The organism is Photobacterium sp. Alg240-V54, from assembly GCF_900537155.1.
Taxonomy (GTDB): domain Bacteria; phylum Pseudomonadota; class Gammaproteobacteria; order Enterobacterales; family Vibrionaceae; genus Photobacterium.
In genome coordinates, this window is sequence record NZ_UNRL01000009.1 from 1 (window position 1) to 25790 (window position 25790).

Genomic DNA, 25790 nt, shown 5'->3' on the forward strand with positions numbered 1-25790 from the left:
GGTAAGGTTCTTCGCGTTGCATCGAATTAAACCACATGCTCTACCGCTAGTGCGGGCCCCCGTCAATTCATTTGAGTTTTAATCTTGCGACCGTACTCCCCAGGCGGTCTACTTAACGCGTTAGCTCCGAAAGCCACGGCTCAAGGCCACAACCTTCAAGTAGACATCGTTTACGGCGTGGACTACCAGGGTATCTAATCCTGTTTGCTCCCCACGCTTTCGCATCTGAGCGTCAGTCTTTGTCCAGGGGGCCGCCTTCGCCACCGGTATTCCTTCAGATCTCTACGCATTTCACCGCTACACCTGAAATTCTACCCCCCTCTACAAGACTCTAGTCTGCCAGTTCAAAATGCTGTTCCGAGGTTGAGCCCCGGGCTTTCACATCTTGCTTAACAGACCGCCTGCATGCGCTTTACGCCCAGTAATTCCGATTAACGCTCGCACCCTCCGTATTACCGCGGCTGCTGGCACGGAGTTAGCCGGTGCTTCTTCTGTTGCTAACGTCAAACGCTAAAGCTATTAACTTTAACGCCTTCCTCACAACTGAAAGTACTTTACAACCCGAAGGCCTTCTTCATACACGCGGCATGGCTGCATCAGGGTTTCCCCCATTGTGCAATATTCCCCACTGCTGCCTCCCGTAGGAGTCTGGACCGTGTCTCAGTTCCAGTGTGGCTGATCATCCTCTCAGACCAGCTAGGGATCGTCGCCTTGGTGAGCCATTACCCCACCAACTAGCTAATCCCACCTGGGCTAATCTCAGCGCGCGAGGCCCGAAGGTCCCCCGCTTTGCTCCCATCTCGTAAAAGATCGGAGATTATGCGGTATTAGCTATCGTTTCCAATAGTTATCCCCCACACTGAGGTATATTCCCAGGCATTACTCACCCGTCCGCCGCTCGTCAGCATTGATAGCAAGCTATCAATCTGTTACCGCTCGACTTGCATGTGTTAGGCCTGCCGCCAGCGTTCAATCTGAGCCATGATCAAACTCTTCAATTAAAGTTTTGTTGTCTCTTTCGAGACGGCTCAATGAATACTGACTTCAAAACTACCTTAGTAATTTTAAAGCTATTATCGTTATTCTTTTCATATAGAGAAGAGAACGATAATGAATTGACTGTGCCAAACAATCTTCTCTATAAATAGATTAGGTTATTTGTATTGGTCACTCAGTTCATTGATAAATCTTTCGACTTAACTATTCAACGAGTGCCCACACAGATTGCATGGTCAAATTGTTAAAGAACAATACTGATTTCGGTAACCGCTTGCGCCGTTGTCCGTGTCAGTGAGGTCGCATTATAGGGACTTCGATCACATTGGCAAGTGTTAATTTTCAATTTTATTAAAAAAAATGCACATTAGTACACACTCTAACCAAACCATTAAGATATGCTTCAAAAACAATCACTCATTAGTGTTTTTCGTGCTTTACACCATCGTTCTATATTGTCTCTATTTATAGTCGTCACTTAGCTAAGGTCATTTTATTGAGCAAAAGCGTCCAAATACGACCAAGCGACAGTAACAATATATAAATAACAGCATATATTGTTAAAAAAACTTAAATTCACACAAAAACAAAAACAATAAAAACAACCAGTAGAATAAAACCAACTTATAAATTTCGATTATTTATATCTTATTGGTATGATAAATCCCCCTGTGTCATATAATGGTGAAGTACGTCACAAACAAAGCTAGTCCTTATGTTAGGATTCAGCCCTTTCATTAATTGGCACCTTATTCTGCCTCTTTAATTATAATCGAAAGCTATACAGGATTTGCTATGACAAACCAGAATCGCATCCTTCTGACGTGGATAAGTTTCTTATCTTATGCCCTTACTGGATCTCTGATTATCGTCACCGGTATCGTTATGGGAGATATTGCCAAATATTTTGATTTGCCAATATCTAGCATGAGCAACACTTTTACTTTTCTTAATACCGGTATTTTAATTTCGATCTTCCTTAATGTGTGGTTGATGGAAATTGTACCGCTTAAGCGCCAGCTCATTTTTGGTTTCATTCTCATGCTATTAGCAATTCTTGGCCTTATTTTCGGTCATAATCTTGCTATCTTCTCTGGCTGCATGTTTGTACTTGGTGTGGTAAGTGGTATTACCATGTCGATTGGTACTTACTTAATCACCCATATTTATGATGGTAAAGAACGAGGTTCTCGCCTGTTGTTTACTGATTCATTTTTCAGTATGGCTGGTATGATTTTCCCAGTAATCTCTGCAGCAGTACTCGCACACCACATGCAATGGTACTGGGTATATGCCGCAATCGGTGTTATCTATCTTGCTATTTTCGTATTAGCATTAATTTCTACATTCCCTGTATTAGGTAAAGATGCACCTCAAGAAGAGAGCATTAATGAACCAAAAGAAAAATGGGGATTAGGTGTTCTATTTCTAGCCATTGCTGCTTTATGTTATATCCTCGGTCAACTAGGCTTTATTTCTTGGATCCCTGAGTACGCAACTCAAAAGCTAGGCTTATCAATTAGCGATGCAGGCCAATTAGTCAGTTACTTCTGGGGTGCTTATATGATTGGTATGTGGATTTTCAGTGTTTTACTTAAAAAATTCGACCTGCACTATTTTGTCGTTGTTTTATCTGGTTTAGCAACTGTGCTGATGTATCTATTTAATAAAGATACGGATCCTCACAACCTTATCTATATCATTTCAGCACTTGGCTTTATTAGTAGTGCAATTTACACCACGATTATTACCTTAGGCTCACAACAGACCAAAGTATCATCACCCAAATTGGTTAACTTTATCCTGTTATGCGGCACAATCGGTACTATGTTAACTTTCGTAGTAACAAGTCCTATTGTTAAAAACTACGGTGCACACGCTGCACTAGTTACTGCCAACGGCTTATATGCTGTTGTGTTTGTAATGTGTGTATTGGTTGGTTTTGTTACTAAACACCGTATTCATGGTCATAGTGGTCACTAACTAACATTACGCTAATAAAAAAGCCTCACTATTGAGGCTTTTTTATATTTGAATAAAAGCAGCGAGTCTGCTGCCGCTGCTGGAGCTATTATTAATTATTATTAGGACGCATTGATGGGAATAGGATCACATCACGAATAGTATGTGCATTCGTAAACAGCATCACTAAACGGTCAATACCAATCCCTTCACCTGCAGTTGGCGGTAAACCAAATTCTAGCGCACGAATATAATCTTCATCATATTGCATTGCTTCATCATCACCGGCATCTTTCGCATCCATCTGCGCTTTAAAACGCGCATCTTGATCTTGAGCATCATTCAGTTCAGAGAAACCATTCGCAACTTCACGACCACCAACAAAAAACTCAAATCGATCAGTTAAAAACGCATCGTCATTACTACGACGTGCTAATGGCGAGATATCTGCGGGGTAACCAGTAATAAAGGTTGGCTGTATTAATTTAGGCTCAGCAGTTTCACCGAAAATTTCTTCTAACAACTGACCACAAGTCCAAAATGGTTCAACCGTTAGACCAACTTCTCGCGCTATATTTGCCATCAATTCACGATTCTTAACATCATCATAGGTTAATGCTTGAATACGTGGATTATCTTGAGTGTAGTGTTGAATTGCAGCTAGCATCGTCATTCGAGTATAAGGTCCATTAAACTCAATCACATGCTCGCCATAAGGTAGAGCTGTATTACCACAAAGATCTTTAGCAATAGTACTTAATAGGCTTTCTGTAAAATCAATCAGATCATTGTAATCAGAATAGGCCATATAAAATTCCATCATGGTAAATTCTGGGTTATGCCGAGGTGATAGTCCTTCATTACGGAAGTTACGGTTAATTTCAAATACCCGTTCAAAGCCACCAACCACAAGACGCTTTAAGTACAGCTCAGGCGCAATACGAAGATACATATCAATATCTAGTGCATTATGGTGAGTCACAAAAGGTCGCGCTGAAGCACCGCCCGCAATCGGGTGCATCATTGGTGTTTCAACTTCCATAAATTGCTGTTTAATCATGAACTGACGAATCGCTGCCACCACTTTAGATCGCATGATCATGGTATTACGTGATTCTTCATTAATGATCAAATCGACATAACGCTGACGGTAGCGTTGCTCTTGATCGGTTAAACCATGGTATTTTTCAGGCAAAGGCCGTAATGCTTTGGTTTGTAGCTCATAGCTATCCATAGTGACATAAAGCTCACCACGATCAGAACGATGTAACTGGCCTTTAACACCAATAATATCGCCAATATCTAAACCATGATATTTTTGCTTTAACTCTGCCTGAACCTGTTTATCAGCATAAACTTGAATACGTCCAGAAACATCTTGTAATACCAAAAATGGCCCACGCTTTGCCATAATACGACCAGCGACAGCAGTTATATAACTGGTATTAATCAAATCGTCTTTAGATTTATTCTTAAATTCAGTGATTAATTCATTTGCTAATTTCAATCGACGAAAAGTATTTGGGTGACCATTTGCTTTACTGTCTTTTCTTATATAATCAAGTTTTGCTCGACGTTCTGCAATCAGCCTATTTTCATCAATTTCATTTTCTAACATAATATTTCCTTATTCATGAATCGTTTAATTAAAGCAAGAAGGGTTCGAATATTTATTTAAAAAAACTATATTTATAACCCGATATTAGACTTACTTTAAAATAAATAACCACAAAATAAAAAACGTGACACACATCACAAAACATTAGAAACACATAATTTATTTATTACTTAGATTTAAAAATGAAATATGAAATTACAGTTACCATTTAAATAAAAAATTCCATCTATATATAAAAGCAAATAATATAGAAATTAATATCATTATATTTTTTAACAATAGAATAAAAACCAAATGGCTTGGGTAAATTATAAAATAAATAACTGGTTATTAATTACAACAGAAAATTGTTTATATAAATCAGGACAAAATTATATTATAGAACCGAGAATTACCAAGCTATTAGCCTTTTTAGCCAAGCATCAAGGCATTGTTTTTACACGCGATGAATTAATTGAAAATGTTTGGGATGGTGCCGTTGTTAGTGAACAAGTCGTCACGCAGTCTATCTTTGAGCTTCGTAAAACGCTAAAAAAAATGGATGAAGATCATTGGATTGTTACTATTCCAAAGCGAGGTTATAAGCTTGATATCGACGTACAACAAATATATGTCGATCCCAATACAGGCTTTAAGTTGGAGGAATTTCACTCTTCACATGAACACACTAATGACACCGCATCCCACGCTTCTTTCCCTGCAGGACCAATGACGCGTGCTTTTAACGAAACCTCAAAAGAAGCGCCATCAACGACAATAACAAGTTCAAATAATGTTAAGTGGAACCATTGGTTTTTCGATATTTGCATCCTAACTATGTTATTAATTACACTCGTTTTTATCAGTTGGAGCAACGAGAAAATTACACCACCTACAACAATATTAAATCCACGCTTAATAAATATTGAATTAACACAGCAGTCATCGACAAATCAGTTATATTCGATCGCAAAAATAATCAACAATGCTTTATTTAAATCTACAAATTACATCAGTAGTTTCAGCGAACAGCCTAATGCAGGTAAAACACTGTCACTCTATGTCAATCAACAACACCAATTACACATAGAACTATTTAATAACATATCAAAAACGGTTATGTTACAACAAAATCTTCATCTTGATAGCAATAACTCATATTTAATTATAGATGGTTTTCTCAACAAACTAATACAGGCATTAAATTACAACCACCAACAAATCCAGAATCATATTACTCTCACCAACCCTACTATTTTGTATGGCTATCTTGAATTGCCTAGTGTCATAAATAATGATGGTCAAACGAACATTAATTATATTAAAAAAATCAGTAAACTTATTAAACTGTCGCCAAAAAATAGTTATTTATTAGCACAGCGATACCTTGCTTATGCAACCATACTGACCATAAACAATAAAGTAACATCAATGCCAATATTGATGAATTATGGAAAAGTGCTAGTCAAAAGTATTACATCAAATCAACAATTTGTATCCAGTGAAATATATGATGCTTTAGCACTCAATGATCTTTACCAAGGTAACTTAACCGCTGCTGAACATTATTTATCACAGGCGGCATTACAATCTCAGCAAAATACAGCATTACGTTACATTTTATTAGGTAAGCTCAGTGAACTTACACATAAAAGACAGCAAGCCAACGAGTATTATAGTATGGCTATGTATTTATCGCCTTCTCAAGAGACACTTCAACTTTGTCAAAAACTCGTTTTCATATCAGAAATAAATACTGCTGAAATCACACCTCCGCACTAAATTTATAGCATCTACATATTTACTATTAAACAACGCTATTTATTTCATTTCTCAATCAGTAACTAATTTATTTTTTTAACAGGTCGCAATGCATAGACCTGTATTTGGTGATCATCACTAATAACTATGCTGATGTAGCGTTGATAACGCTAGTACTGTGACAGCTTAAATTAACATCCCCAAGTTTATAACGATTATCACACGGTCATTATTTTACTGATAAATAATTTATTTTTTCACAAATGCAATAAGATATTGATTTAAAAGGATTCTAAAATAAATAAAATTAAAAAAAACCAACTTTATTATTTAATTATCGTTGAGTAGAAGGTTATTTAATTAACTTTTCCATCTGCTGTAGATTAAATCGAAATTACTCGTCATTGATTACCTAGAAGCAAAAGCCTTCTTATTACTGACGTTAAACGTGCTTAAACATTTTAAATATAATTGTATTATTTGGAGATCGTTACATGTCGTCCGATACATCAAAAAAGATAGGCTTAATCGCCTGTACCGGTGTAGTAGCCGGTAATATGATGGGTAGTGGTATCGCACTCTTGCCATCGACATTGGCAAAAGTAGGTTCAATATCTATTTATAGCTGGATTATTTGTTTAGTTGGCGCCTTGTCTTTGGCCTTTGTTTACGCTCGTTTAGCAACGAACAACCCCCAAGAAGGTGGTCCTATTGCCTACGCTGGTGAAGTTTCGCCTGCTTTTGGTTTCCAAACTGGTGTGCTTTATTACCACGCTAACTGGATCGGTAATCTTGCTATCGCTATCACTGGGGTATCGTACCTTTCTGTGTTCTTCCCAATTTTGAACAACACTATTCCAGCGGCAATCGCAACTATTGCCTCAGTTTGGATTTTCACCATTATTAACTTATTGGGTGGTTCGTGGGTAAGTCGTCTATGTACTTTAGGCTTAGTACTTATTCTTGTTCCTATCGTTGGTACTGCAGTTGTTGGTTGGGGCCATTTTGATGCGACAACTTACATGCAAAACTGGAATACATCACATAGCTCAAATTCACACGCTATTGTTAGCGCGGTACTAATCACTCTTTGGTCATTTGTTGGTGTTGAATCAGCAGCGGTATCATCGGGTATGGTTAAAAATCCAAAGAAAACCGTTCCATTAGCGACACTGCTTGGAACCGTTATTGCAGGTGTTATTTATATTCTATCAACCCAAGTTATCGCTGGTATGTTCCCAGCTTCTGAAGTAGCAGCTTCTGGTGCACCATTTGCACTTGCAACAACTGCTATCTTTGGTGCTTGGACAGCTCCATTTGTTGCAGCATTTACCGCTTTAGCGTGCTTTACATCTCTAGGTTCTTGGATGATGTTAGTAGGTGAGGCTGGCAAACGTGCAGCTAATGATGGCAACTTCCCTGCTGTTTTTGGTGAAACTGATAAAAATGGCGTCGCTAAAAAAGGCTTGGTTTTAGCATCTGTAATGATGACGATTCTAATGATTGCAATCACTATCTTTAGCTCTAGTGATAGTCATGCTTCAAACCTATTTGACATCCTAACATCTGACGCAGTGCTATTAACTATGCTGCCTTACTTCTACTCAGCTGTTAACTTAATTCGTTACGAAGGTATGACAACTCGCAATGTGTTTGTAATGTTGTTTGCAGGTGTTGCATGTATCTTCTGTTTCATCGCACTTATCGGTGCAGATCCATCAGCATTAGCCGCAACTTTCGTTGTTTCGCTAGCTATCTTCATGTTCTACGCTCGTAAGCTTGGCTTCCGTCAACACTTGCAACTGGAACAACAAGAACAAGCGAATAAAGTGGCTCAATCTCACTAAGTTTACTCCCTAATAATATTATCAAGGCGCACATTACACCTCCCAAATTGGAGTGGTGCGCCTTTGTTCACCCTGGAGATATTCAATAATGAATACTATAGCAATCTTAAATAACTTAGGTGTATTCTTCAAAAAATACCCAGTTCAAGAATTAGAACAAGCATTAGCAACACGTGGCTACAAAGTTGTATACCCTGTTGACGAAAAAGATTTAATGAAACTACTTGAAATGAATCCACGTATCAGTGGTGTGATTTTTGACTGGGATACTTACTCATTAGACTTGTGCCAGCAAATTAACCAAATTAACGAGAAACTACCGTTATATGCATTTGCTAATGAACATTCTACTTTAGATATCAATTTAGCTGATCTTCGTTTAAATATTTACTTCTTTGAATATTGCCTTGGTAGTGCTTCTGATATTGCGCATAAAATTGAGCAAGCAACTGAAGATTACAAAGACAGTATTTTACCACCGCTAACCAAAGCATTATTTAACTACGTTGATGAGGCTAAATATACTTTCTGTACACCAGGTCACATGTCAGGTACTGCATTTAATAAAAGCCCTGTAGGTAGCATTTTCTACGATTTCTACGGCGCAAATACCTTTAAAGCAGATATTTCAATCTCAATGCCTGAACTTGGCTCATTGTTGGATCACTCAGGTCCTCATAAAGAAGCTGAAGAATACATTGCACGTACATTTAACGCAGATCGTTCTTACATTGTGACTAACGGTACTTCAACTGCGAACAAAATTGTTGGTATGTTCTCAGCCCCTGCTGGCAGCACAGTATTAGTTGACCGTAACTGTCATAAATCATTAACTCACATGATGATGATGACCGATGTTGTGCCAATTTACTTCCGTCCGACACGTAACGCTTACGGTATTTTAGGGGGTATTCCTAAGAGTGAATTTAGCCGTGAAGTCATTGCAGAAAAAGTAGCAAATACGCCAGGAGCTACTAAACCAGGTTATGCGGTAGTCACTAACTCAACTTACGATGGTTTGTTCTACAACACCCAATTTATCAAAGAGTCACTGGATACTAAGTTTATCCACTTTGATAGTGCTTGGGTGCCTTACACTAACTTTAACCCTATTTACGAAGGTAAATGTGGTATGAGTGGTGAAGCAATGCCGGGTAAAGTGTTCTATGAAACACAATCAACCCATAAATTACTGGCTGCATTCTCACAAGCTTCCATGATTCATGTTAAAGGTGAGCTTGAAGAAGAGTCTTTTAACGAAGCATTCATGATGCACACTTCAACATCACCACAATACGGTATTGTGGCGTCTGCTGAAATTTCTGCAGCGATGATGCATGGCAATGCTGGTCGTCGTTTAATTCAAGACTCAATCGACCGCGCAATTCGTTTCCGTAAAGAAATCAAAAAACTACGCTCTGAATGTGATGGCTGGTTCTTTGATGTTTGGCAACCAGAAAACATTGAAACAACGGAATGTTGGGACCTAAACCCTAATGATAAATGGCATGGTTTTAAGAATATCGATGAAGATCATATGTTCCTTGATCCAATCAAGATCACCCTACTTACTCCAGGAATGAACGAAGAAGGCAAACTATCTGCAACAGGTATTCCAGCTTCTATCGTAGCTAAGTTCCTTGACCAACACGGTATCGTGGTTGAAAAAACAGGTCCATACAGCCTATTATTCTTGTTCTCAATTGGTATTGATAAACCAAAAGCAATGCAGCTATTACGCGCATTAACTGAGTTCAAACGTGGCTATGATCGTAACATGACTATCAAGTCATTCTTGCCAGCACTATACCAAGAAGATCCTCAATTCTACGCTAATATGCGTGTACAAGATCTTGCACAAGGTATTCACGATTTAACCGTGAAATTCCAATTACCCGAGCTTATGTACAAAGCATTTGATGTGTTACCAGAAATGAAGATGACACCACATGATGCATGGCAACAAGAGCTACGTGGTGAGGTTCGTGAGATTCCATTATCAGAAATGGTCAATGAAATCAGTGCCAATATGATCCTTCCTTATCCTCCAGGCGTGCCTGTTGTGCTTCCTGGTGAAATGGTGACCGAGCAATCTCGCCCTGTATTAGATTTCCTTGAAATGCTATGCGAAATTGGTAATCACTTCCCAGGCTTTGAGACTGACATTCACGGTGTTTACAACGTTGATGGTGTTTACAAAGTGAAAGTGATCAAGCAGTAATCAATACGATCGACATAAGTCATATTAGGGCATGCTAGTAATAGCATGCCTTTTTTAGATCCTGTAAATAATTCTGTGTAACAGCTCTTCCTCAGTGGTATGGACTCCCCACCTTACTGACATTGTCAGCTACAGTTATAGCGTCAACCAAAAAGGAGCCCACACCATGAATAAGCCTAGCACTATTTGTATTGATCTCGCTAAAAACGTTGTTCAAGTTGCATTGTTTAATCAACATGGAAAATTAAAGTCTAATCAAAACATGTCTCAAGCTTAAATGGTCGCATTTATAGCACAATACCCTACATCTATAATTTATATGGCGGCGTGTGGCTCTGCTCATTATTGGGGAGCGATATTTTCAAAATAATAAGCATCATATTCATCTGCTCCCGGCTCAAATTGTCAGGATGTATCGAGCGAGTCCCTCTAACCACTACACTCTAACCTCGCATCTCACATCTCACATCTCACATCTCGATCCTAAAACCTCGACGCCATCTTCACTAACAACAGATCAAAAAAAGGCACACTCAGATGAGTGTGCCTTACTCTTTAGTTTATTGGCGCTAATTAAATATTACGTGCGACTTCGTAAGCATCCCAAACCGCATTCATAATATTAGACACTTTACGTGCATCACCAATGAGGTAAGTATCTTTACCACGACTTAAAATCTCGTCATGAAGATCGTTAACGCTGGAGTAACCCACCGCAATACAAACGTTATCAGCTACAATCTGCTCAATGCCATTCGCTGTTTCGATATGCGCATGGCCATTCTTATAACCAACAAACTTACTGCTGGTCATAATGTTAACTTGCGCTTCTTCCATCAAATCAAGCAGCATTGATTTGTTGGCCCAGTTAGTATCAGCACCACCGTCCATCACTTTAGACAGGTACTCAACCACTGTTACTTGCTTGCCTTGATTCTTAAGCCATAGTGCAACTTCACAGCCCACTAAACCGCCACCAATAATCACTACGTCATCGCCAACTGGCTTTTTGGCTAATAAAATATCATCAGCGCTGCAAATCTGTGGCTCATCAATACCTTCAATATTACGTAAACGTACTGGCACTGAACCTGTTGCAATAATCACTGCTTGCGCGTCATCTAACTCTTTTGAGTCTTTATCAATAGCAGTATTTAAATACATTGGTACAGCAAGACGCTCTAGCTCGACACGGTACCAATCAAGTAGTTTCTCATCTGCCTTTTTGAAATCAGGAGCGGCAGCTTCATAAATATGACCACCAATTTGATCTGATTTTTCAAACAGCTTCACTTCATGGCCAGCAAGTTTTGCCACGCGAGCACTTTCAAGACCTGCAATACCACCACCAATAACAATTACACGCTTAGGCTCTAATGCTTTTTCAATGTTATAGATTTTTTCACGACCACAAGCAGGGTTCACTGAACATGAAATTGGCTTGTGATTGAAAATACGTTGTAGACAGCCATCATGACAACCAATACATGGACGAATCTGCTCTTCACGATTTTTCATGACCTTATTTGGCCACTCAGGATCAGTCAATAACGGACGCGCTAAACCAACAAAGTCAATTGAACCATTTTTAATTGAGTCTTGAGCAAGTTGAGGATCACCCATCTTACCGCCCATAATAATAGGCACATTAACAACATCTTTGAGCTGTTTAACAAATGGAAGGTATAGACCATCTTTCGCGTATAGTGGTGGGTGCGCCCAATACCATGCATCATAAGATCCAGTATCGGCATTAAAGCCATCATAACCCGCTTTTTCAAGGATCTTAGCTAACTCAAGTCCTTCTTCTGTATCGCGTCCAGATTCTTTCGCTGCGACATTAATACCACCTTGACCCAATTCTTTAATGAATGAACGTATGCTGTAACGTACAGTCACTGGGTAGTTTTCACCCGCACCACGACGAATCGCTTTAAGAATTTCAATTGGGAAAGTTGCACGTTGTTCAAGATCGCCGTTAAAACGGTCGCTACGATCTTTGTTAAACACTGACATGGTAAATTGATCGGCTAAATAGCCTTCATGCACTGCGTGCAGTTCAATACCATCAAAACCGACTTTTTTAGCAATCGCTGCCGCTTCCTCAAAACGAGAAATAATGCGTTCCACTTCTTCTGTGGTTAAGGCACGACACATCACATCAGGTTGCCAATAGTTAGGTACTTCTGTTGGTGCAACCGGTTGAGTTTCAAGCAGGGTCGGTTTTGCTACGCGACCAAGACCCGCTGATACTTGTAAGAAGATTTTTGCGCCATAAGAATGCACGCGCTCAATCATTTCATAACATGAATTTTCAAAAGCAGTGGGATTATGAGTTACACAGGTGAATGTCGGCATTTTCATGCGCTCAATTTCATTTTCTACCTTAGTAAAACCCGTAATAATCAGACCAACACCGCCTTTCGCTCTTTCAACAAAATAATCAGCAGCGCGTTGATTAAATTCGCCTTCACGGCCAGCAAGTCCCATTAGACCCATTGGTTCCATTACAATTCGGTTTTTAATAGTTACGCTACCAATTTTCATTGGTGTAAAGAGTTCTGATCTATTCATTATTATGCTTTTGAGTTAATCAACAGTAACTCAAAGTCTAAAAGTAAAAATACTATTAATTAAGTGCATTAAATGCATGTTGGATATGCCCATATATCATAATAATTGTTTTTTGTATGACAATTGCATTAGTTTTTATTACCTTACCAACTCAAGTCATTACTAATGCTGCCTTTAAAGCTATTGTTATTAAAACCATGACAAATCATTATATAAAGTAGGGATATCGTGTTTGATAGATACCACTGCAATACGGTATTCAGTGCAACCTAATAGTGACTTAGGGTCTTGATTAGCGTTTACGTTGAAAATATCCATCATTAATGAAATAAGTCGTTATCGCCTGTAAAACCAGACAAAGCCAACCATCAAAAATATTCACCATCACATTGATAAAATCATTTAAACGATCCTTAATCAACGCGATTTAAGGCTCAATGTTGCTAGCGCCACCACAAAAATACATGCCAAAAAAGAATAAAATGCTTTATTAGTTACTTTAAGGAATTCCCAAATGCTTAAAAAATGCATGTTAACACTGGCTTTGATCAGCATCAGTCAAGTCGCACTAGCAAGCCCTTCCCCCGCCTCAATAACCAGTTACAACCTGTTTTTAATCCCAAGCCACAATGTTGATAAAACAGTATCAGCCATTAGCAGCCAACTTAAACAACAACAGTTATCTTCTCTTTACAGCCAAGGCTATTTACCTCATATCACGCTCTATTTATCGCAATATTCGACCTCAAACCTCAAGTTACTAAAGCAACAAGCCCAACAACTAGCAAGCCAATGGCATCAATTTCCATTAACACTTGAACATATTGAGCGCACCAAAGGAGACTGGTTGATGCTTGAAATAAGTAATACTCGAGAGCTACAACGTTTAGCTGATACCGCAGCCATTACTGTCTCTCCACTACGTACCATGGATCAAAAAGCGCCAGCTTGGGTAAGTCACTACCCTGAAAAACTTGCTGCATTCCAACGCTATGGTAGTCCCAATGTCTTTACTAATTTTGACCCCCATATCACCTTATTAGCGCAATCTGATCCTCAAAAACTAACTCAGTTTATGACCAATTATGGCCAAAAATTTCAGCAACTGAAGTTTGATGCATTGGGAATAGGCATCGCTGCGGTTAATAGCAACGGTCAGGCTAAAGCCGTTATTGCCCGCTACCCATTTACCAAATAACAGCCACAAAAAAAGCCTCAACTATTGAGGCTTTTATTTTTAACCTTCCTATATCAGGCTAAAAAACGATAGCGATTACTCACTTTCTTGTTCGTGCATTTCATCCATGAAACGTGCTCGACGTAATTCAGCCTCAGCCATAACAGCATTGATTTCTGCCATTAAACCATCAATATCAGCATCAATCTCAGTTTCAATATACACACCGGTTAACTCAGTCTCGGGAGTTAGCGTACCAGCTTGAAATAATGCCCACATTTCTTTGCCATATTGAGTTGCTAGTAGCTCTGGCGCATAACGACCATAATAATTGGCCATGTTATTGACATCGCGCTCAAACATCCATTTGGCATTATTATTTGCAGAAGCATCTACAGCTTGAGGTAAATCAATAATCACCGGACCTTGACCATCCACCAGCACATTAAATTCTGATAAATCACCATGAATAAGACCAATGCATAGCATGCGCTTGATATAGGTGATCATTAACCCATGATCACGTAAGGCTTGTGCTTTGGTTAACGTGATATCATTTAAGCGTGGAGCAACAGCGCCATCGGCATCTGTAATTAACTCCATCAATAACACCCCATCAAAACAACCATAAGGGATAGGGGCACGCACATTCGCCTGTAGCAATAATGACAACGCATCAACTTCTGCTTGTTGCCATACTTTTTCTTGCTCATCACGGCCAAATTTAGAACCTTTTTCCATAGCACGAGCACGACGACTATTACGTACCTTACGCCCTTCACGGTAGGTCACTGCTTTTTTAAAACTACGCTGGTCGATTTCTTTATAGACCTTGGCGCAACAAATTTTGCCACCACTGCGAACAACATACACAGAGGCTTCTTTACCGCTCATCAGCTGAGATAAAACGTCATCAATAAGACCATCTTCAACCAAAGGTTGTAATCGTGGAGGAATCTTCATTACACCTACATTTGTCCGTAACTGGAAATATACCTGCTTATAATATCGCATTATCGCTAGCTGAAAATATTTAACAAGTAGTGATGGGTGGTTATTTCTAAACCAGTACATTAACTATAACACTGCAGCACTAACCCCCCTCAACAACAACTACAATATTTTTCTTAAAAAACAATAAGGTAAAACTAATCGCTTACCCTATTGTTTCTATATTCAGTGGCGTCCAATAGTAGCAAGCCTAAACACAAGTGATATCAATAAACAGATGACACAATGGCTACAACATTCAACTTAGAAAACAACAACATAAAATTCCGCTCTTCAATATAGCTTTCATTTTCAGCTGCTTCCATTATTAGCGCCAATATAGATAGCCCTCATTAATGGGTAACGATTTAACAATAAAAATAATAATGAGAAATCACATGAACAATAGCTTACAGCCCCAAAAATCATTACTCACTCTAGCAATCATCAGTGCGCTAACGTTATCACCATTAGCGATGGCACAAACCACAACGAATAATAGCTTTATTAATGGCGCGTCACTCACGACTAAATTTATCAGTGATACTCGCGTTCGATCTCGAAATGACAATGCAAATTTTAACTCTTACAGCAGACTCAATTACTCCGCTTACAATGCGATTGTCGATTTAAACTCCGGTTACTATAACAATTTTATTGGGGTCGATGTTGCTGGCTATTTAGCTGGAGATGTCTATAACAACAGTATTCAAAATGATAATGGCCAATATTTATCCAATGAGATTTCATTTTCACATAACCAAGACTGGGGCGCGGGTAATGGTCCTCATTTCAAACTTTATACGGCTGCGGTTAAATTTAAATACCACGATCTGTTTAGCGGTAAAGTTGGTTTAATTCAATCTACAGGCAACGGCACGGTTGGTAATGTGTGGTCATTTGTACCTGGTACTTACCGTGGCTTAGAGGTTAATGCGGAGGTTGGTAGTGGCAAATTAACTTACTTCTGGGCTGATAAATACACCGCACCATGGTTACTAAGTGAGGATGATTATGTTGGTTGGGCAAATACGCAGTGGAACTATTTACATTCATTAGGTTATGCAAACACTGTCGGAGATTTTTCTTATAATCTCGGTATTGGCCAAGCAATGGATGTCCGTTATAGCGACACTACTCGTAGCGTTAATCCAACCTCTTATAAACTCTATACCCATTATCAACTAACCCCTAATACTCAACTCGCGGCTGATTTTTATGGCGTTAACGACAAGATTAAATATAACGGTTTAGGTTATATGACAGGGCTATCGTTACATATCAATCATGGTCAATGGAGTTGGCTATCTCAACTACGTTATGCCAACAGCAATAATGATACTGAAATTGTGCCACGGACTATTTATACCTACGCCATGAATAACGGTAATTGGTCACAATTTTGGGATGCGTTATCTGATTGGAATCAATCTGGTGAGATGTCAATGTATAACCGATTGTCTTTTAATGCTGGTAATGGCTGGAACTACTATATGGGTGTCGGTTACGGCTCAGGAATGAACAGCAATAAAGTCGGCTACAGCAGTGAGGCAGCAGTCAATGGTACTGTTGGCTATACCCTTCAACAGGGCACTTTAAAAGGCAGTGTAGTGCAGTTACATAGCACGTGGTTAACCCGTGACGAAATTAAATCAGCCACCGCAGGTAGAGATGAAACCGATGTTCGTCTGCAGGTGATCGTCCCTTATTCCGTGTTTTAAGCACAGCCAATAAGATCTGAGCCTCAAGATTTCGTTGGGGCTTTTAAAAGGGGACTTAAACCCGCTTTCCTTTGATTGATGACAAGGTGAAAAGCGAACTTAAGAAATTTAGAATAGCAATGAGGCACAAAAAAAGCCCCAATCTTGCGATTGAGGCTTTTTTTTGAAATTTGGTGCCCGAGGACGGACTTGAACCGTCACTCCCGAAGGAAACGGATTTTGAATCCGTCGTGTATACCAATTTCACCACTCGGGCTTATGGTGGCTATTATACGTATATCGTGTTGATGCGCAAGCAATTAGCTAGTATTTTTATAATATAAACACTATAGCGTTGGTTTTTTAAACTAGATTGATTGTATTGCTGCTAATCAAACCATCGCTAATACAGCAATGAATATATTTTGTAGCAATTTAGTCCATTCATTCGCATTTAGTTACTGCTACACTGCCGCGCATAAGGATTTGTTCATCCATCATTGATACTGGAACCATCATGAAGAAAATCAAGCCAAAGCATATTGCCCCTTCACACCAATACCCAAGCTTATTGCGTCGTTTAGGCGCTTGGTTCTACGATATGTTGATCATCGTGGCTATTTTAATGGTTGCAGGTGCACTGGCGATGGCTGTCGTAGCAGCACTACTTCATCTTGATGTTCTTACGTTAGGTAACTACCAAGATGCCAGTGACTATTTGATGTCAGATCCCACTGCGAGCATGTTATATAGTGCTTATCTTGCCATGATTATTATTGGTTTTTATAGCTATTTCTGGACTCAAGCCGGGCAAACATTAGGTATGCGAGCATGGAAACTCAAGCTTCAAAACCAAGATGGTTCTCACATTAAAATCACTCAGGCATTAATTCGTATTGCGACCTCTGCTTTTGGTTTAGGCAACTTACTGGCATTTAATAGCCAGCGTCGTTCAATGCAAGATATTATGGCTGAATGTGAAATGGTCGTGACCGATAACGTCAAATAAGACCCGCTAGCTTATAAGATAACAATCAATAAAAAAGGAGCCATCAGGCTCCCTCTTTATCGCTATAATTTACGTCTGAGCAAGTAGATAGTTATCGCTAAAAACACCAGACTTGGCGCAAGTGCCCCAATGAACGGCGGTAAGTTATACACTAAACTCATCGGCCCAAAGACTTCATTGGAGATATAGAAAGCAAAGCCAAAAATAACCCCCGATAATACGCGCGCGCCCATGGTCACAGAGCGCAATGGTCCAAACACAAATGATAACGCCAATAGCATCATTACCGCGATAGAAACAGGTTGTAATGCTTTACGCCAAAATGCCAATTCATAACGCATAGCATCTTGCTTCGATTCCTTTAAATAACCAACATAATCATATAACCCCGATAACGATAACTCTTCAGGTTTCACTGTTACTACCGCTAATTTATCGGGCGTTAATGTGGTTTGCCATTTTTTAGTCTCATAATGGGTATTGCTGATCTGGGCCTTATTGGTCATATCAGTCACCGTCACATTGTGCATTGTCCAGCCCTTTTGAGCGTCATAACTGGCTGTCTTGGCTGATAACACATCAAGCAGTTTATCTTGGCTATTAAATTGCCAAATATTGACCACATCAATTTGATTTTTATCATGCACACGACCGAGATAAATAAAGTCATTATCATCTTTAGCCCACACACCACTTTGAACCGATAGCATACTGCCACCACTGATCCATAATGCTCGCAGTTCACGCGCCGCTTTTTGTGCTTGTGGTGCCCCCCATTGGCCTAATAAGGTCACAATGATCATTAATGGCACCGCGGTTTTTAAGGTTGATAAACCAATATCTAACTTCGAAAAGCCCGCCGCTTGCATTACCACCAGCTCAGAGCTTGACGCTAACATCCCTAAACCGATTAATGCGCCGAGTAATACCGCCATCGGAAAGAATGTCACAATATCTTGTGGCATCGATAACAATACAAAATACAATGCTTTCAGTAAGTCATAACTGCCTTGACCCACTTTACGTAACTGCTCAACATATTTAATGATGGCAGATAAACCCACTAACGTTGACAAGGTTAATGCCGATGTCGCGATAATAGTTCGGCCAATATACCAGTCGAGAATTTTAAACATTAACCGCGTCTCCGTAATTTATCTTTGAGGCGTCGAACCGGTAAACTATCCCAGCTATTTAACCCAATGGCGATCAATAACGCACCAATATTAATCGGCCACATTCCTACCCACCCCGGAATAAAACCATCTTCAATCGCAGATTTTGCGGATGATATTGCCAAGAAATAAGCTAAATAAATCAATACTGCAGGCGCTAGTTTTGCAAACCGTCCTTGACGCGGATTAACCGCAGACAACGGCACCACAATCATCACCAATAACGGAATACATAGAATTAACGATAATCGCCATTGAAGCTCAGCCGTCGCCGCTTTAGTTGGATCTTTTAATAATTCAGCCGTGGTTTTTGCTTCCCAATCACGGTCGCCTTGCTTCACTTTTCGCTGACCAATTAACGCTTGATAGTCATCAAATTGAGTGATGCCATAATTAAGCTGCGTCGGTACACCTTCATAACGGGTACCTTGCTGTAAATCCAACATTTGGCGACCATCGGCTTGCTCAGTCACAAAACCACGTTTTGCCACCATCACGCTAGGTTGTAACGTATCTTGCGCTCTTAATTGGGCAACAAAGACATTGTGCAGCTTTGAGCCTTTATCAGTAATATCATTAACGAACACCACGCCAGAACCGTTGGGTGTCATCTGGAACGTCCCTTTAACCAGCATATTTAAACCCGGATCGGCTTTAGCTTGTTCGGTAATTTGTTCAATTTTATATTGCGCCCACGGTGCAACCCACAATGCATTGGCGGTTGCAATCGAGCCAGTAATCAAGGCTAACGCTAAGGCAGCACGAATAAGAAATTTATTCCCCATACCGGTAGCGCTCATTACTGTAATTTCACTTTCAGCATACAAGCGACCAAAGGTCAGCAAAATACCAATATATAAACTCAGTGGTAACATCAGCAACGCCATTGCTGGAATAGAGAGCCCCATTAACGTCACAATGAGATCACTCGGGATCGAACCATCCGTCGCTTGTGCTAAAATGCGAATGAATTTTTGGCTAATAAAAACAAGAAAAAGCACAAAAAGAACGGCTAATTGGCTTTTTACTGTCTCTCTCGTCAAATACCTAACAATAATCACGCGTTATATTCCCATAGAAAACTTGTTTTTTTGATGGAATCACTATAGTTTTTGGTTAAATTAGTTATTTTTTTATCTTTCAGCTGAATGTAAGTCCGCGCTTTAAGCCTATACCGAAATCTCGGCAGAGCAAGCAAGTGTGGTATTATCTAACATTTAGCGTTAATTGTCTTTATAGGATGTTAGGAGTACGCATGGAGTTCAGTGTCAAAAGCGGTAGCCCCGAAAAACAGCGCAGTGCGTGTATTGTCGTGGGCGTATTTGAGCCACGTCGCCTCTCTCCAATCGCGGAACAGTTAGACAAAATAAGTGATGGCTATATAAGCTCATTACTACGTCGTGGTGATCTTGAAGGAAAACCAGGACAGATGTTGCTATTACATCATGTTCCAAACGTATTGTCAGAACGTGTACTACTTGTTGGTTGTGGTAAAGAGCGTGAGCTTGATGAACGCCAGTATAAGCAAATCATCAAAAAAACCATCAGCACGCTTAATGAAACCGGTTCAATGGAAGCGGTATGTTTCCTTACTGAACTGCACGTTAAAGGTCGTGATACCTACTGGAAAGTACGTCAAGCAGTAGAAACCACCAAAGATAGCCTTTACACTTTTAATCAATTTAAAAGTAACAAGCCAGAGACGCGCCGTCCACTACGCAAATTAGTTTTTAATGTACCAACGCGTCGCGAGCTGTCTTTAGGCGAACGTGCCATTGCTCATGGTCTTGCTATTTCTTCTGGTGTTAAAGCCAGTAAAGACCTTGGTAATATGCCGCCTAACGTAGCAAACCCTGCTTATTTAGCCTCACAGGCTCGTCGTTTAGCTGATGATTTTGAAACGGTAACGACCAAAATCATTGGTGAACAAGAAATGGCGTCTTTAGGTATGACATCATACCTTGCAGTTGGCCAAGGTTCTAAAAATGAAGCCATGATGTCGGTGATTGAATATAAAGGTCACCCAGATCCAGACACCAAACCAATTGTATTAGTTGGTAAAGGCTTAACATTTGACTCAGGCGGTATTTCTATCAAGCCTGGTGCGCAAATGGACGAAATGAAGTACGACATGTGTGGTGCCGCTTCTGTATTTGGTACCATGAAAGCACTGGCAAAACTGAACCTACCGATCAATGTTGTCGGCATTCTAGCGGGTTGTGAAAATATGCCAGGTGGCGGTGCTTACCGTCCGGGTGATATTTTAACCACCATGTCAGGTCAAACAGTTGAAGTATTAAATACCGATGCTGAAGGCCGTTTAGTATTATGTGATGCATTAACTTACGTTGAGCGTTTTGACCCTGAATGTGTGGTTGATATTGCTACATTAACTGGCGCATGTGTGGTGGCACTTGGCCATCATATCAGTGGTTTAATGGGTAACCATAATCCATTAGCACATGAGTTAATTAATGCATCAGAGCAATCAGGCGATCGCGCTTGGCGTCTACCGATGAGCGATGAGTACCAAGAGCAGATTGCAAGTCCATTTGCAGATATAGCGAATTTAGGTACCCCAGGTGCAGGTACGATCACTGCAGCTTGCTTCTTATCACGTTTTACTAAGAAGTATAATTGGGCTCACCTTGATATTGCCGGTACCGCTTGGAAAGGTGGTGCAGCAAAAGGATCAACTGGACGCCCAGTGCCATTGCTGGTCCAATTCCTTCTCAATCGAGCAGGCCAAGAGATTGTCGAATAAGACACTCAGAAAAGGGCCATTGGCCCTTTTCTTTTAGGACATTAATTTATGACTCATGCTACGTTTTATATATTAGATGATAATCAAGATGGTGCTGATAGCGATTTTCAGTGGCATTTTGCTTGTCGTTGCGCAGCTATGAGTTACCGTCAAGGATTACGTGTTTACTTACTTGCAGCAGACAAACAACAAGCAGAACAAATAGATGAGTATCTATGGCAACAAGATCCTGACAACTTTGTCCCACACAATTTAATTGGTGAAGGACCAAGAGGCGGATCGCCGGTTGAAATTGGTTGGCCTGGTTTACGCTATAGCGGACACCGCGCAGTATTAATTAATTTAGCCGAAATTGTCGCAAATTTTGCGGTTAGCTTTGCACAAGTGGTAGACTTTGTCCCTTGCGATGAAACGCTCAAACAGCAGGCGCGTGAACGTTACAAGGCCTATCGCCTTGCTGGCATTCAAATTACGACTGCCAATGCTGTTACTGAGACGCCTTAATTCCACATAGAATCCTTCTAAGAGCGCTATGGAAAAGACATACAACCCACAATCAATTGAACAAGCGCTATATCAGCGCTGGGAAGAGGCTGGCTACTTTAAGCCTCATGGTGATACATCTAAAGATGCTTACAGCATTATGATCCCGCCACCAAACGTCACAGGTAGCCTACACATGGGCCACGCGTTCCAAGATACCATTATGGATACCTTGATTCGTTGTGAGCGTATGAAAGGTAAAAACACCCTATGGCAGGTTGGTACTGACCACGCAGGTATTGCTACCCAAATGGTTGTGGAGCGTAAGATCGCTGCTGAAGAAGGCAAAACGAAACATGACTACGGTCGTGATGCTTTCATCGATAAGATCTGGGAATGGAAAAACGAATCTGGCGGCACTATCACCAAACAGCTTCGTCGCCTTGGCGCATCTGTAGACTGGGATCGTGAGCGCTTCACGATGGATGATGGTCTATCAAATGCCGTTCAAGAAGTTTTCGTTCGCCTATACCAAGAAGATCTACTTTACCGTGGTAAGCGTCTGGTTAACTGGGATCCAAAACTACACACAGCAATCTCTGACATCGAAGTTGAAAACAAAGATGTTAAAGGTCACATGTGGCACTTCCGTTACCCTCTTGCTGATGGCGTACAAACAGCCGACGGTAAAGACTACATCGTGGTAGCAACAACACGTCCAGAAACGATGCTGGGTGATACTGGTGTTGCAGTTAACCCTGAAGATCCACGCTACAAAGATCTGATCGGCAAAGAAATCATTCTACCTATCGTTGGCCGTCGCATCCCTATTTTAGGTGATGAGCATGCGGACATGGATAAAGGTACTGGTTGTGTGAAGATCACACCAGCACACGATTTCAATGACTACGAAGTAGGTAAGCGTCATAGCCTACCGATGATCAACATTCTAACCTTTAACGCTGATATTCGTGATGCGGCTGAAGTCTTCACCACTAACGGCGAAGAAAGTGATGTTTACAGCACTGAAATCCCTGCGAAATACCAAGGTATGGAGCGTTTTGCAGCCCGTAAAGCTATCGTTGCTGAATTTGACGAGCTAGGTCTGCTAGAAGAAATTAAAGATCACGATCTCACCATTCCTTATGGTGATCGTGGTGGCGTGGTTATTGAACCAATGCTAACTGCACAATGGTATGTTCGCGCGGCACCATTAGCTGAGCCAGCTATTCAAGCGGTTGAAAATGGCGATATTCAGTTCGTACCGAAGCAATACGAAAACATGTACTTCTCTTGGATGCGTGATATTCAAGACTGGTGTATTTCACGTCAGCTATGGTGGGGTCACCGCATCCCTGCTTGGTACGATAACGATGGTAAAGTTTACGTTGGTCGTAACGAAGCAGAAGTTCGTGAAAAGTACAATCTAGCACCTGTTGTGGTACTAAACCAAGACAATGACGTACTTGATACATGGTTCTCTTCAGCACTATGGACATTTGGTACGCAAGGCTGGCCAGAAAACACCGCTGATCTTCAAACCTTCCATCCATCTGATGTGTTGGTAACTGGTTTTGATATCATCTTCTTCTGGGTTGCACGTATGATCATGATGACCATGCACTTCTGTAAAGATGAAGACGGCAAAGCACAAGTACCGTTTAAAACTGTTTACGTAACCGGTCTTATCCGTGACGAAAACGGCGATAAAATGTCTAAGTCTAAGGGTAACGTAATCGACCCTATCGACATGATCGACGGTATTGATCTTGAAGCGTTAGTTGAAAAGCGTTGCGGTAACATGATGCAACCACAACTTGCAGCGAAGATTGAAAAAGCAACCCGTAAGACATTTGAAGCAGGTATTGAACCATACGGTACCGATGCGCTACGTTTCACTCTTGCTGCTATGGCTTCAACTGGCCGTGACATCAACTGGGATATGAAGCGTCTTGAAGGTTACCGTAACTTCTGTAACAAGCTATGGAACGCAAGTCGTTACGTACTTATGAACACAGAAGATCAAGATTGTGGTTTTGCAGCAGGTAGCGAGCTTGAATATTCAGTTGCTGATAAGTGGATTGAATCACAATTCCAACTAGCGGCAAAAGAATTCAATACCCATATTGATAACTTCCGTTTAGATATGGCTGCGGGTGTACTTTACGAGTTCATCTGGAACCAATTCTGTGACTGGTACCTAGAGCTAACTAAACCTGTTCTATGGAAAGGCACTGAAGCACAACAACGTGCAACACGTCATACGCTAATTACTGTATTAGAAAAGACATTACGTCTTGCACATCCAGTATTACCTTACATCACTGAATCAATCTGGCAGAGCGTTAAGCCGCTGGTTGACGGTGTTGAAGGTGAAACCATCATGAATCAAGCATTGCCTCAGTTTGATGAAGCACAGTTTGACCAAGCAGCAATCACTGACATTGAGTTTGTTAAAGCATTTATCACTAGCATTCGTAACCTACGTGCAGAATATGATATCGCGCCAAGCAAGCCATTATCAGTCATGCTAAAAGTCGCTGATGCCGCTGATACTGCACGCGTTGAAGCAAACCTAACCGTACTGAAATCTCTAGCAAAACTAGAAGAAGTGAAAGTATTAGCTGACGGTGAAGCTACCCCTGCTTGTGCAACAGCACTTGTGGGTAAATCTGAATTGATGATCCCAATGGCGGGTTTGATCGATAAAGATGCAGAGCTTGCACGTTTAGACAAAGAAATCGCGAAAATGGAAGGCGAAATCAAACGCACTTCTGGCAAGCTAAGTAACGAAGGCTTCGTTGCTAAAGCGCCTGAAATCGTGATCACTAAAGAGCGTGAAAAGCTAGCGGGTTATGAAGAGACATTGGTTAAACTAACAGAGCAGAAAGCAACAATTGCTGCGCTATAAGTCTTAACTACGATCTAACAATAAAAACCGACGCTTTGGCGTCGGTTTTTTATTGCTCTTTGCATTACAACTTTTAATCTCCTCATCTAAATACACCCACAATAATAGCTTCTACCTATTGGTGGAATATAAAGTACCAAATTTACCTATTAAACTATTTTTGTAATACTCATTACATCAAATTAATGAGATTACCCTTATGAAGAAAACCCTCAGTTTTGCCATCATCCATTTTAGCGTTGCTTTTAGCTTGGCATTCTTATTAACGGGCAATCTTTTAATCGGTGGCCTGATTGCTTTAATCGAACCTATGGTTAATACCGTTGCTTTTTACTTCCATGAGAAAGTATGGCAAACCAAAAAGCTTGTTCAGACCCAATATAGCTCACCAAGCCGAAAAACAATCAGCTTTGCAGTACTGCATTTCAGTGTCGCATTTAGTGTGGTGTATTTATTAACGGGTGATTTAGTGATTGGGGGGGCAATGGCGATGATCGAGCCAACAATCAATACCTTAGCTTATTACTTTCATGAGCGAGTGTGGCAAAAGAAACAACGCCATCAACATTCATCTCAGCAGCTAATGTCAATGATGGTGTGTTTGCATCATTAAAACGCAAAAC

16 protein-coding genes, 1 tRNA gene and 1 rRNA gene are annotated in these 25790 nt (G+C 40.4%); 11 read left to right on the top strand and 7 right to left on the bottom strand.

All coding sequences use genetic code 11. The annotated features are described in order from the left end of the window. Window positions 1–1001 (bottom strand): 16S ribosomal RNA (locus tag G6R09_RS16685); the annotation flags it as partial. Window positions 1002–1791: 790 nt separating this feature from the next. On the opposite strand from G6R09_RS16685, the gene tsgA reads away from it, so the two are divergent. Beyond that, window positions 1792–2979, top strand: a complete 1188-nt coding sequence (tsgA, locus tag G6R09_RS16690) for an MFS transporter TsgA (protein ID WP_163923615.1) — start codon at window positions 1792–1794, stop codon at window positions 2977–2979. A 91-nt stretch (window positions 2980–3070) separates the two neighbouring features. Here the strand turns inward: tsgA and lysS are convergent, their stop codons facing one another. Next, the gene (gene lysS / locus G6R09_RS16695; RefSeq protein ID WP_163923618.1) at window positions 3071–4576 is read right to left on the bottom strand and encodes a lysine--tRNA ligase; all 1506 of its coding nucleotides are present in this window, start codon (window positions 4574–4576) and stop codon (window positions 3071–3073) included. Between the two features lie 294 nt (window positions 4577–4870). Here lysS and G6R09_RS16700 point away from each other — a divergent pair, with 294 nt between their 5' ends. The 3 genes from G6R09_RS16700 to cadA all read left to right on the top strand — a co-directional run bounded on the left by G6R09_RS16700 (window position 4871) and on the right by cadA (window position 10384). Beyond that, window positions 4871–6337 (top strand): winged helix-turn-helix domain-containing protein, encoded by a 1467-nt coding sequence (locus G6R09_RS16700; protein WP_163923621.1) that lies wholly within the window; start codon window positions 4871–4873, stop codon window positions 6335–6337. A 473-nt stretch (window positions 6338–6810) separates the two neighbouring features. Continuing rightward, the gene (gene cadB, locus G6R09_RS16705) at window positions 6811–8163 is read left to right on the top strand and encodes a cadaverine/lysine antiporter (RefSeq protein WP_087846004.1); all 1353 of its coding nucleotides are present in this window, start codon (window positions 6811–6813) and stop codon (window positions 8161–8163) included. 88 nt (window positions 8164–8251) lie between these two features. Beyond that, complete coding sequence (gene cadA, locus G6R09_RS16710) at window positions 8252–10384, top strand: lysine decarboxylase (protein WP_163923623.1); 2133 nt, start codon at window positions 8252–8254, stop codon at window positions 10382–10384. Between the two features lie 573 nt (window positions 10385–10957). Here the strand turns inward: cadA and G6R09_RS16715 are convergent. After that, complete coding sequence (locus tag G6R09_RS16715) at window positions 10958–12958, bottom strand: FAD-dependent oxidoreductase (protein ID WP_107204582.1); 2001 nt, start codon at window positions 12956–12958, stop codon at window positions 10958–10960. Between the two features lie 514 nt (window positions 12959–13472). On the opposite strand from G6R09_RS16715, the gene G6R09_RS16720 reads away from it, so the two are divergent. Continuing rightward, window positions 13473–14156, top strand: coding sequence for a 2'-5' RNA ligase family protein (locus tag G6R09_RS16720; protein WP_163923625.1), 684 nt, complete (start codon window positions 13473–13475; stop codon window positions 14154–14156). A 75-nt stretch (window positions 14157–14231) separates the two neighbouring features. Here G6R09_RS16720 and G6R09_RS16725 read toward each other — a convergent pair whose 3' ends face one another. Continuing rightward, entirely contained in the window at window positions 14232–15098 is an 867-nt protein-coding gene (locus G6R09_RS16725) for a PA4780 family RIO1-like protein kinase (protein WP_065166827.1), read from the bottom strand. Window positions 15099–15523: 425 nt separating this feature from the next. Here G6R09_RS16725 and G6R09_RS16730 point away from each other — a divergent pair, with 425 nt between their 5' ends. After that, the gene (locus G6R09_RS16730; RefSeq protein WP_163923627.1) at window positions 15524–16846 is read left to right on the top strand and encodes a porin; all 1323 of its coding nucleotides are present in this window, start codon (window positions 15524–15526) and stop codon (window positions 16844–16846) included. A gap of 171 nt (window positions 16847–17017) precedes the next feature. Here the strand turns inward: G6R09_RS16730 and G6R09_RS16735 are convergent. Beyond that, a tRNA-Leu gene (locus G6R09_RS16735) sits at window positions 17018–17102 on the bottom strand. Window positions 17103–17342: 240 nt separating this feature from the next. Here G6R09_RS16735 and G6R09_RS16740 point away from each other — a divergent pair. After that, window positions 17343–17834: an RDD family protein gene (locus tag G6R09_RS16740; RefSeq protein WP_065166829.1), complete on the top strand. Its 492-nt coding sequence runs from the start codon at window positions 17343–17345 to the stop codon at window positions 17832–17834. Window positions 17835–17896: 62 nt separating this feature from the next. Here G6R09_RS16740 and lptG read toward each other — a convergent pair whose 3' ends face one another. Together lptG and lptF are read right to left on the bottom strand one after the other, a co-directional pair. Continuing rightward, window positions 17897–18970 carry an LPS export ABC transporter permease LptG gene (gene lptG, locus G6R09_RS16745; protein ID WP_065176386.1) on the bottom strand — a complete coding sequence of 358 codons (1074 nt, stop codon included), beginning with the start codon at window positions 18968–18970 and terminating at the stop codon, window positions 17897–17899. Continuing rightward, entirely contained in the window at window positions 18970–20070 is a 1101-nt protein-coding gene (gene lptF / locus G6R09_RS16750; RefSeq protein ID WP_065166830.1) for an LPS export ABC transporter permease LptF, read from the bottom strand. Before lptF ends, lptG begins: the two co-directional genes overlap by 1 nt. A gap of 194 nt (window positions 20071–20264) precedes the next feature. Here lptF and pepA point away from each other — a divergent pair, with 194 nt between their 5' ends. The 4 genes from pepA to G6R09_RS16770 all read left to right on the top strand — a co-directional run bounded on the left by pepA (window position 20265) and on the right by G6R09_RS16770 (window position 25780). Further along, on the top strand, window positions 20265–21773 hold the full coding sequence (gene pepA / locus G6R09_RS16755; protein WP_065166831.1) for a leucyl aminopeptidase: 1509 nt from the start codon (window positions 20265–20267) through the stop codon (window positions 21771–21773). A gap of 48 nt (window positions 21774–21821) precedes the next feature. After that, the gene (locus tag G6R09_RS16760) at window positions 21822–22277 is read left to right on the top strand and encodes a DNA polymerase III subunit chi (protein ID WP_065166832.1); all 456 of its coding nucleotides are present in this window, start codon (window positions 21822–21824) and stop codon (window positions 22275–22277) included. A gap of 28 nt (window positions 22278–22305) precedes the next feature. Then, on the top strand, window positions 22306–25167 hold the full coding sequence (locus tag G6R09_RS16765; protein ID WP_163923630.1) for a valine--tRNA ligase: 2862 nt from the start codon (window positions 22306–22308) through the stop codon (window positions 25165–25167). Between the two features lie 199 nt (window positions 25168–25366). Then, entirely contained in the window at window positions 25367–25780 is a 414-nt protein-coding gene (locus tag G6R09_RS16770) for a DUF2061 domain-containing protein (RefSeq protein WP_065166834.1), read from the top strand. The last annotated feature ends 10 nt before the right edge of the window (window positions 25781–25790 follow it).

What these genes read in the sequence shown, in the direction of transcription:
- G6R09_RS16760 (WP_065166832.1), top strand. Translation starts at nt 21,822, where the DNA reads ATGACTCATGCTACGTTTTATATATTAGATGATAATCAAGATGGTGCT.
- pepA (WP_065166831.1), top strand. Translation starts at nt 20,265, where the DNA reads ATGGAGTTCAGTGTCAAAAGCGGTAGCCCCGAAAAACAGCGCAGTGCG.
- tsgA (WP_163923615.1), top strand. Translation starts at nt 1,792, where the DNA reads ATGACAAACCAGAATCGCATCCTTCTGACGTGGATAAGTTTCTTATCT.
- G6R09_RS16700 (WP_163923621.1), top strand. Translation starts at nt 4,871, where the DNA reads ATGGCTTGGGTAAATTATAAAATAAATAACTGGTTATTAATTACAACA.
- G6R09_RS16740 (WP_065166829.1), top strand. Translation starts at nt 17,343, where the DNA reads ATGAAGAAAATCAAGCCAAAGCATATTGCCCCTTCACACCAATACCCA.
- G6R09_RS16730 (WP_163923627.1), top strand. Translation starts at nt 15,524, where the DNA reads ATGAACAATAGCTTACAGCCCCAAAAATCATTACTCACTCTAGCAATC.
- G6R09_RS16765 (WP_163923630.1), top strand. Translation starts at nt 22,306, where the DNA reads ATGGAAAAGACATACAACCCACAATCAATTGAACAAGCGCTATATCAG.
- cadB (WP_087846004.1), top strand. Translation starts at nt 6,811, where the DNA reads ATGTCGTCCGATACATCAAAAAAGATAGGCTTAATCGCCTGTACCGGT.
- G6R09_RS16725 (WP_065166827.1), bottom strand. Translation starts at nt 15,098, where the DNA reads ATGAAGATTCCTCCACGATTACAACCTTTGGTTGAAGATGGTCTTATT.
- G6R09_RS16770 (WP_065166834.1), top strand. Translation starts at nt 25,367, where the DNA reads ATGAAGAAAACCCTCAGTTTTGCCATCATCCATTTTAGCGTTGCTTTT.
- lptG (WP_065176386.1), bottom strand. Translation starts at nt 18,970, where the DNA reads ATGTTTAAAATTCTCGACTGGTATATTGGCCGAACTATTATCGCGACA.
- cadA (WP_163923623.1), top strand. Translation starts at nt 8,252, where the DNA reads ATGAATACTATAGCAATCTTAAATAACTTAGGTGTATTCTTCAAAAAA.
- G6R09_RS16715 (WP_107204582.1), bottom strand. Translation starts at nt 12,958, where the DNA reads ATGAATAGATCAGAACTCTTTACACCAATGAAAATTGGTAGCGTAACT.
- lysS (WP_163923618.1), bottom strand. Translation starts at nt 4,576, where the DNA reads ATGTTAGAAAATGAAATTGATGAAAATAGGCTGATTGCAGAACGTCGA.
- G6R09_RS16720 (WP_163923625.1), top strand. Translation starts at nt 13,473, where the DNA reads ATGCTTAAAAAATGCATGTTAACACTGGCTTTGATCAGCATCAGTCAA.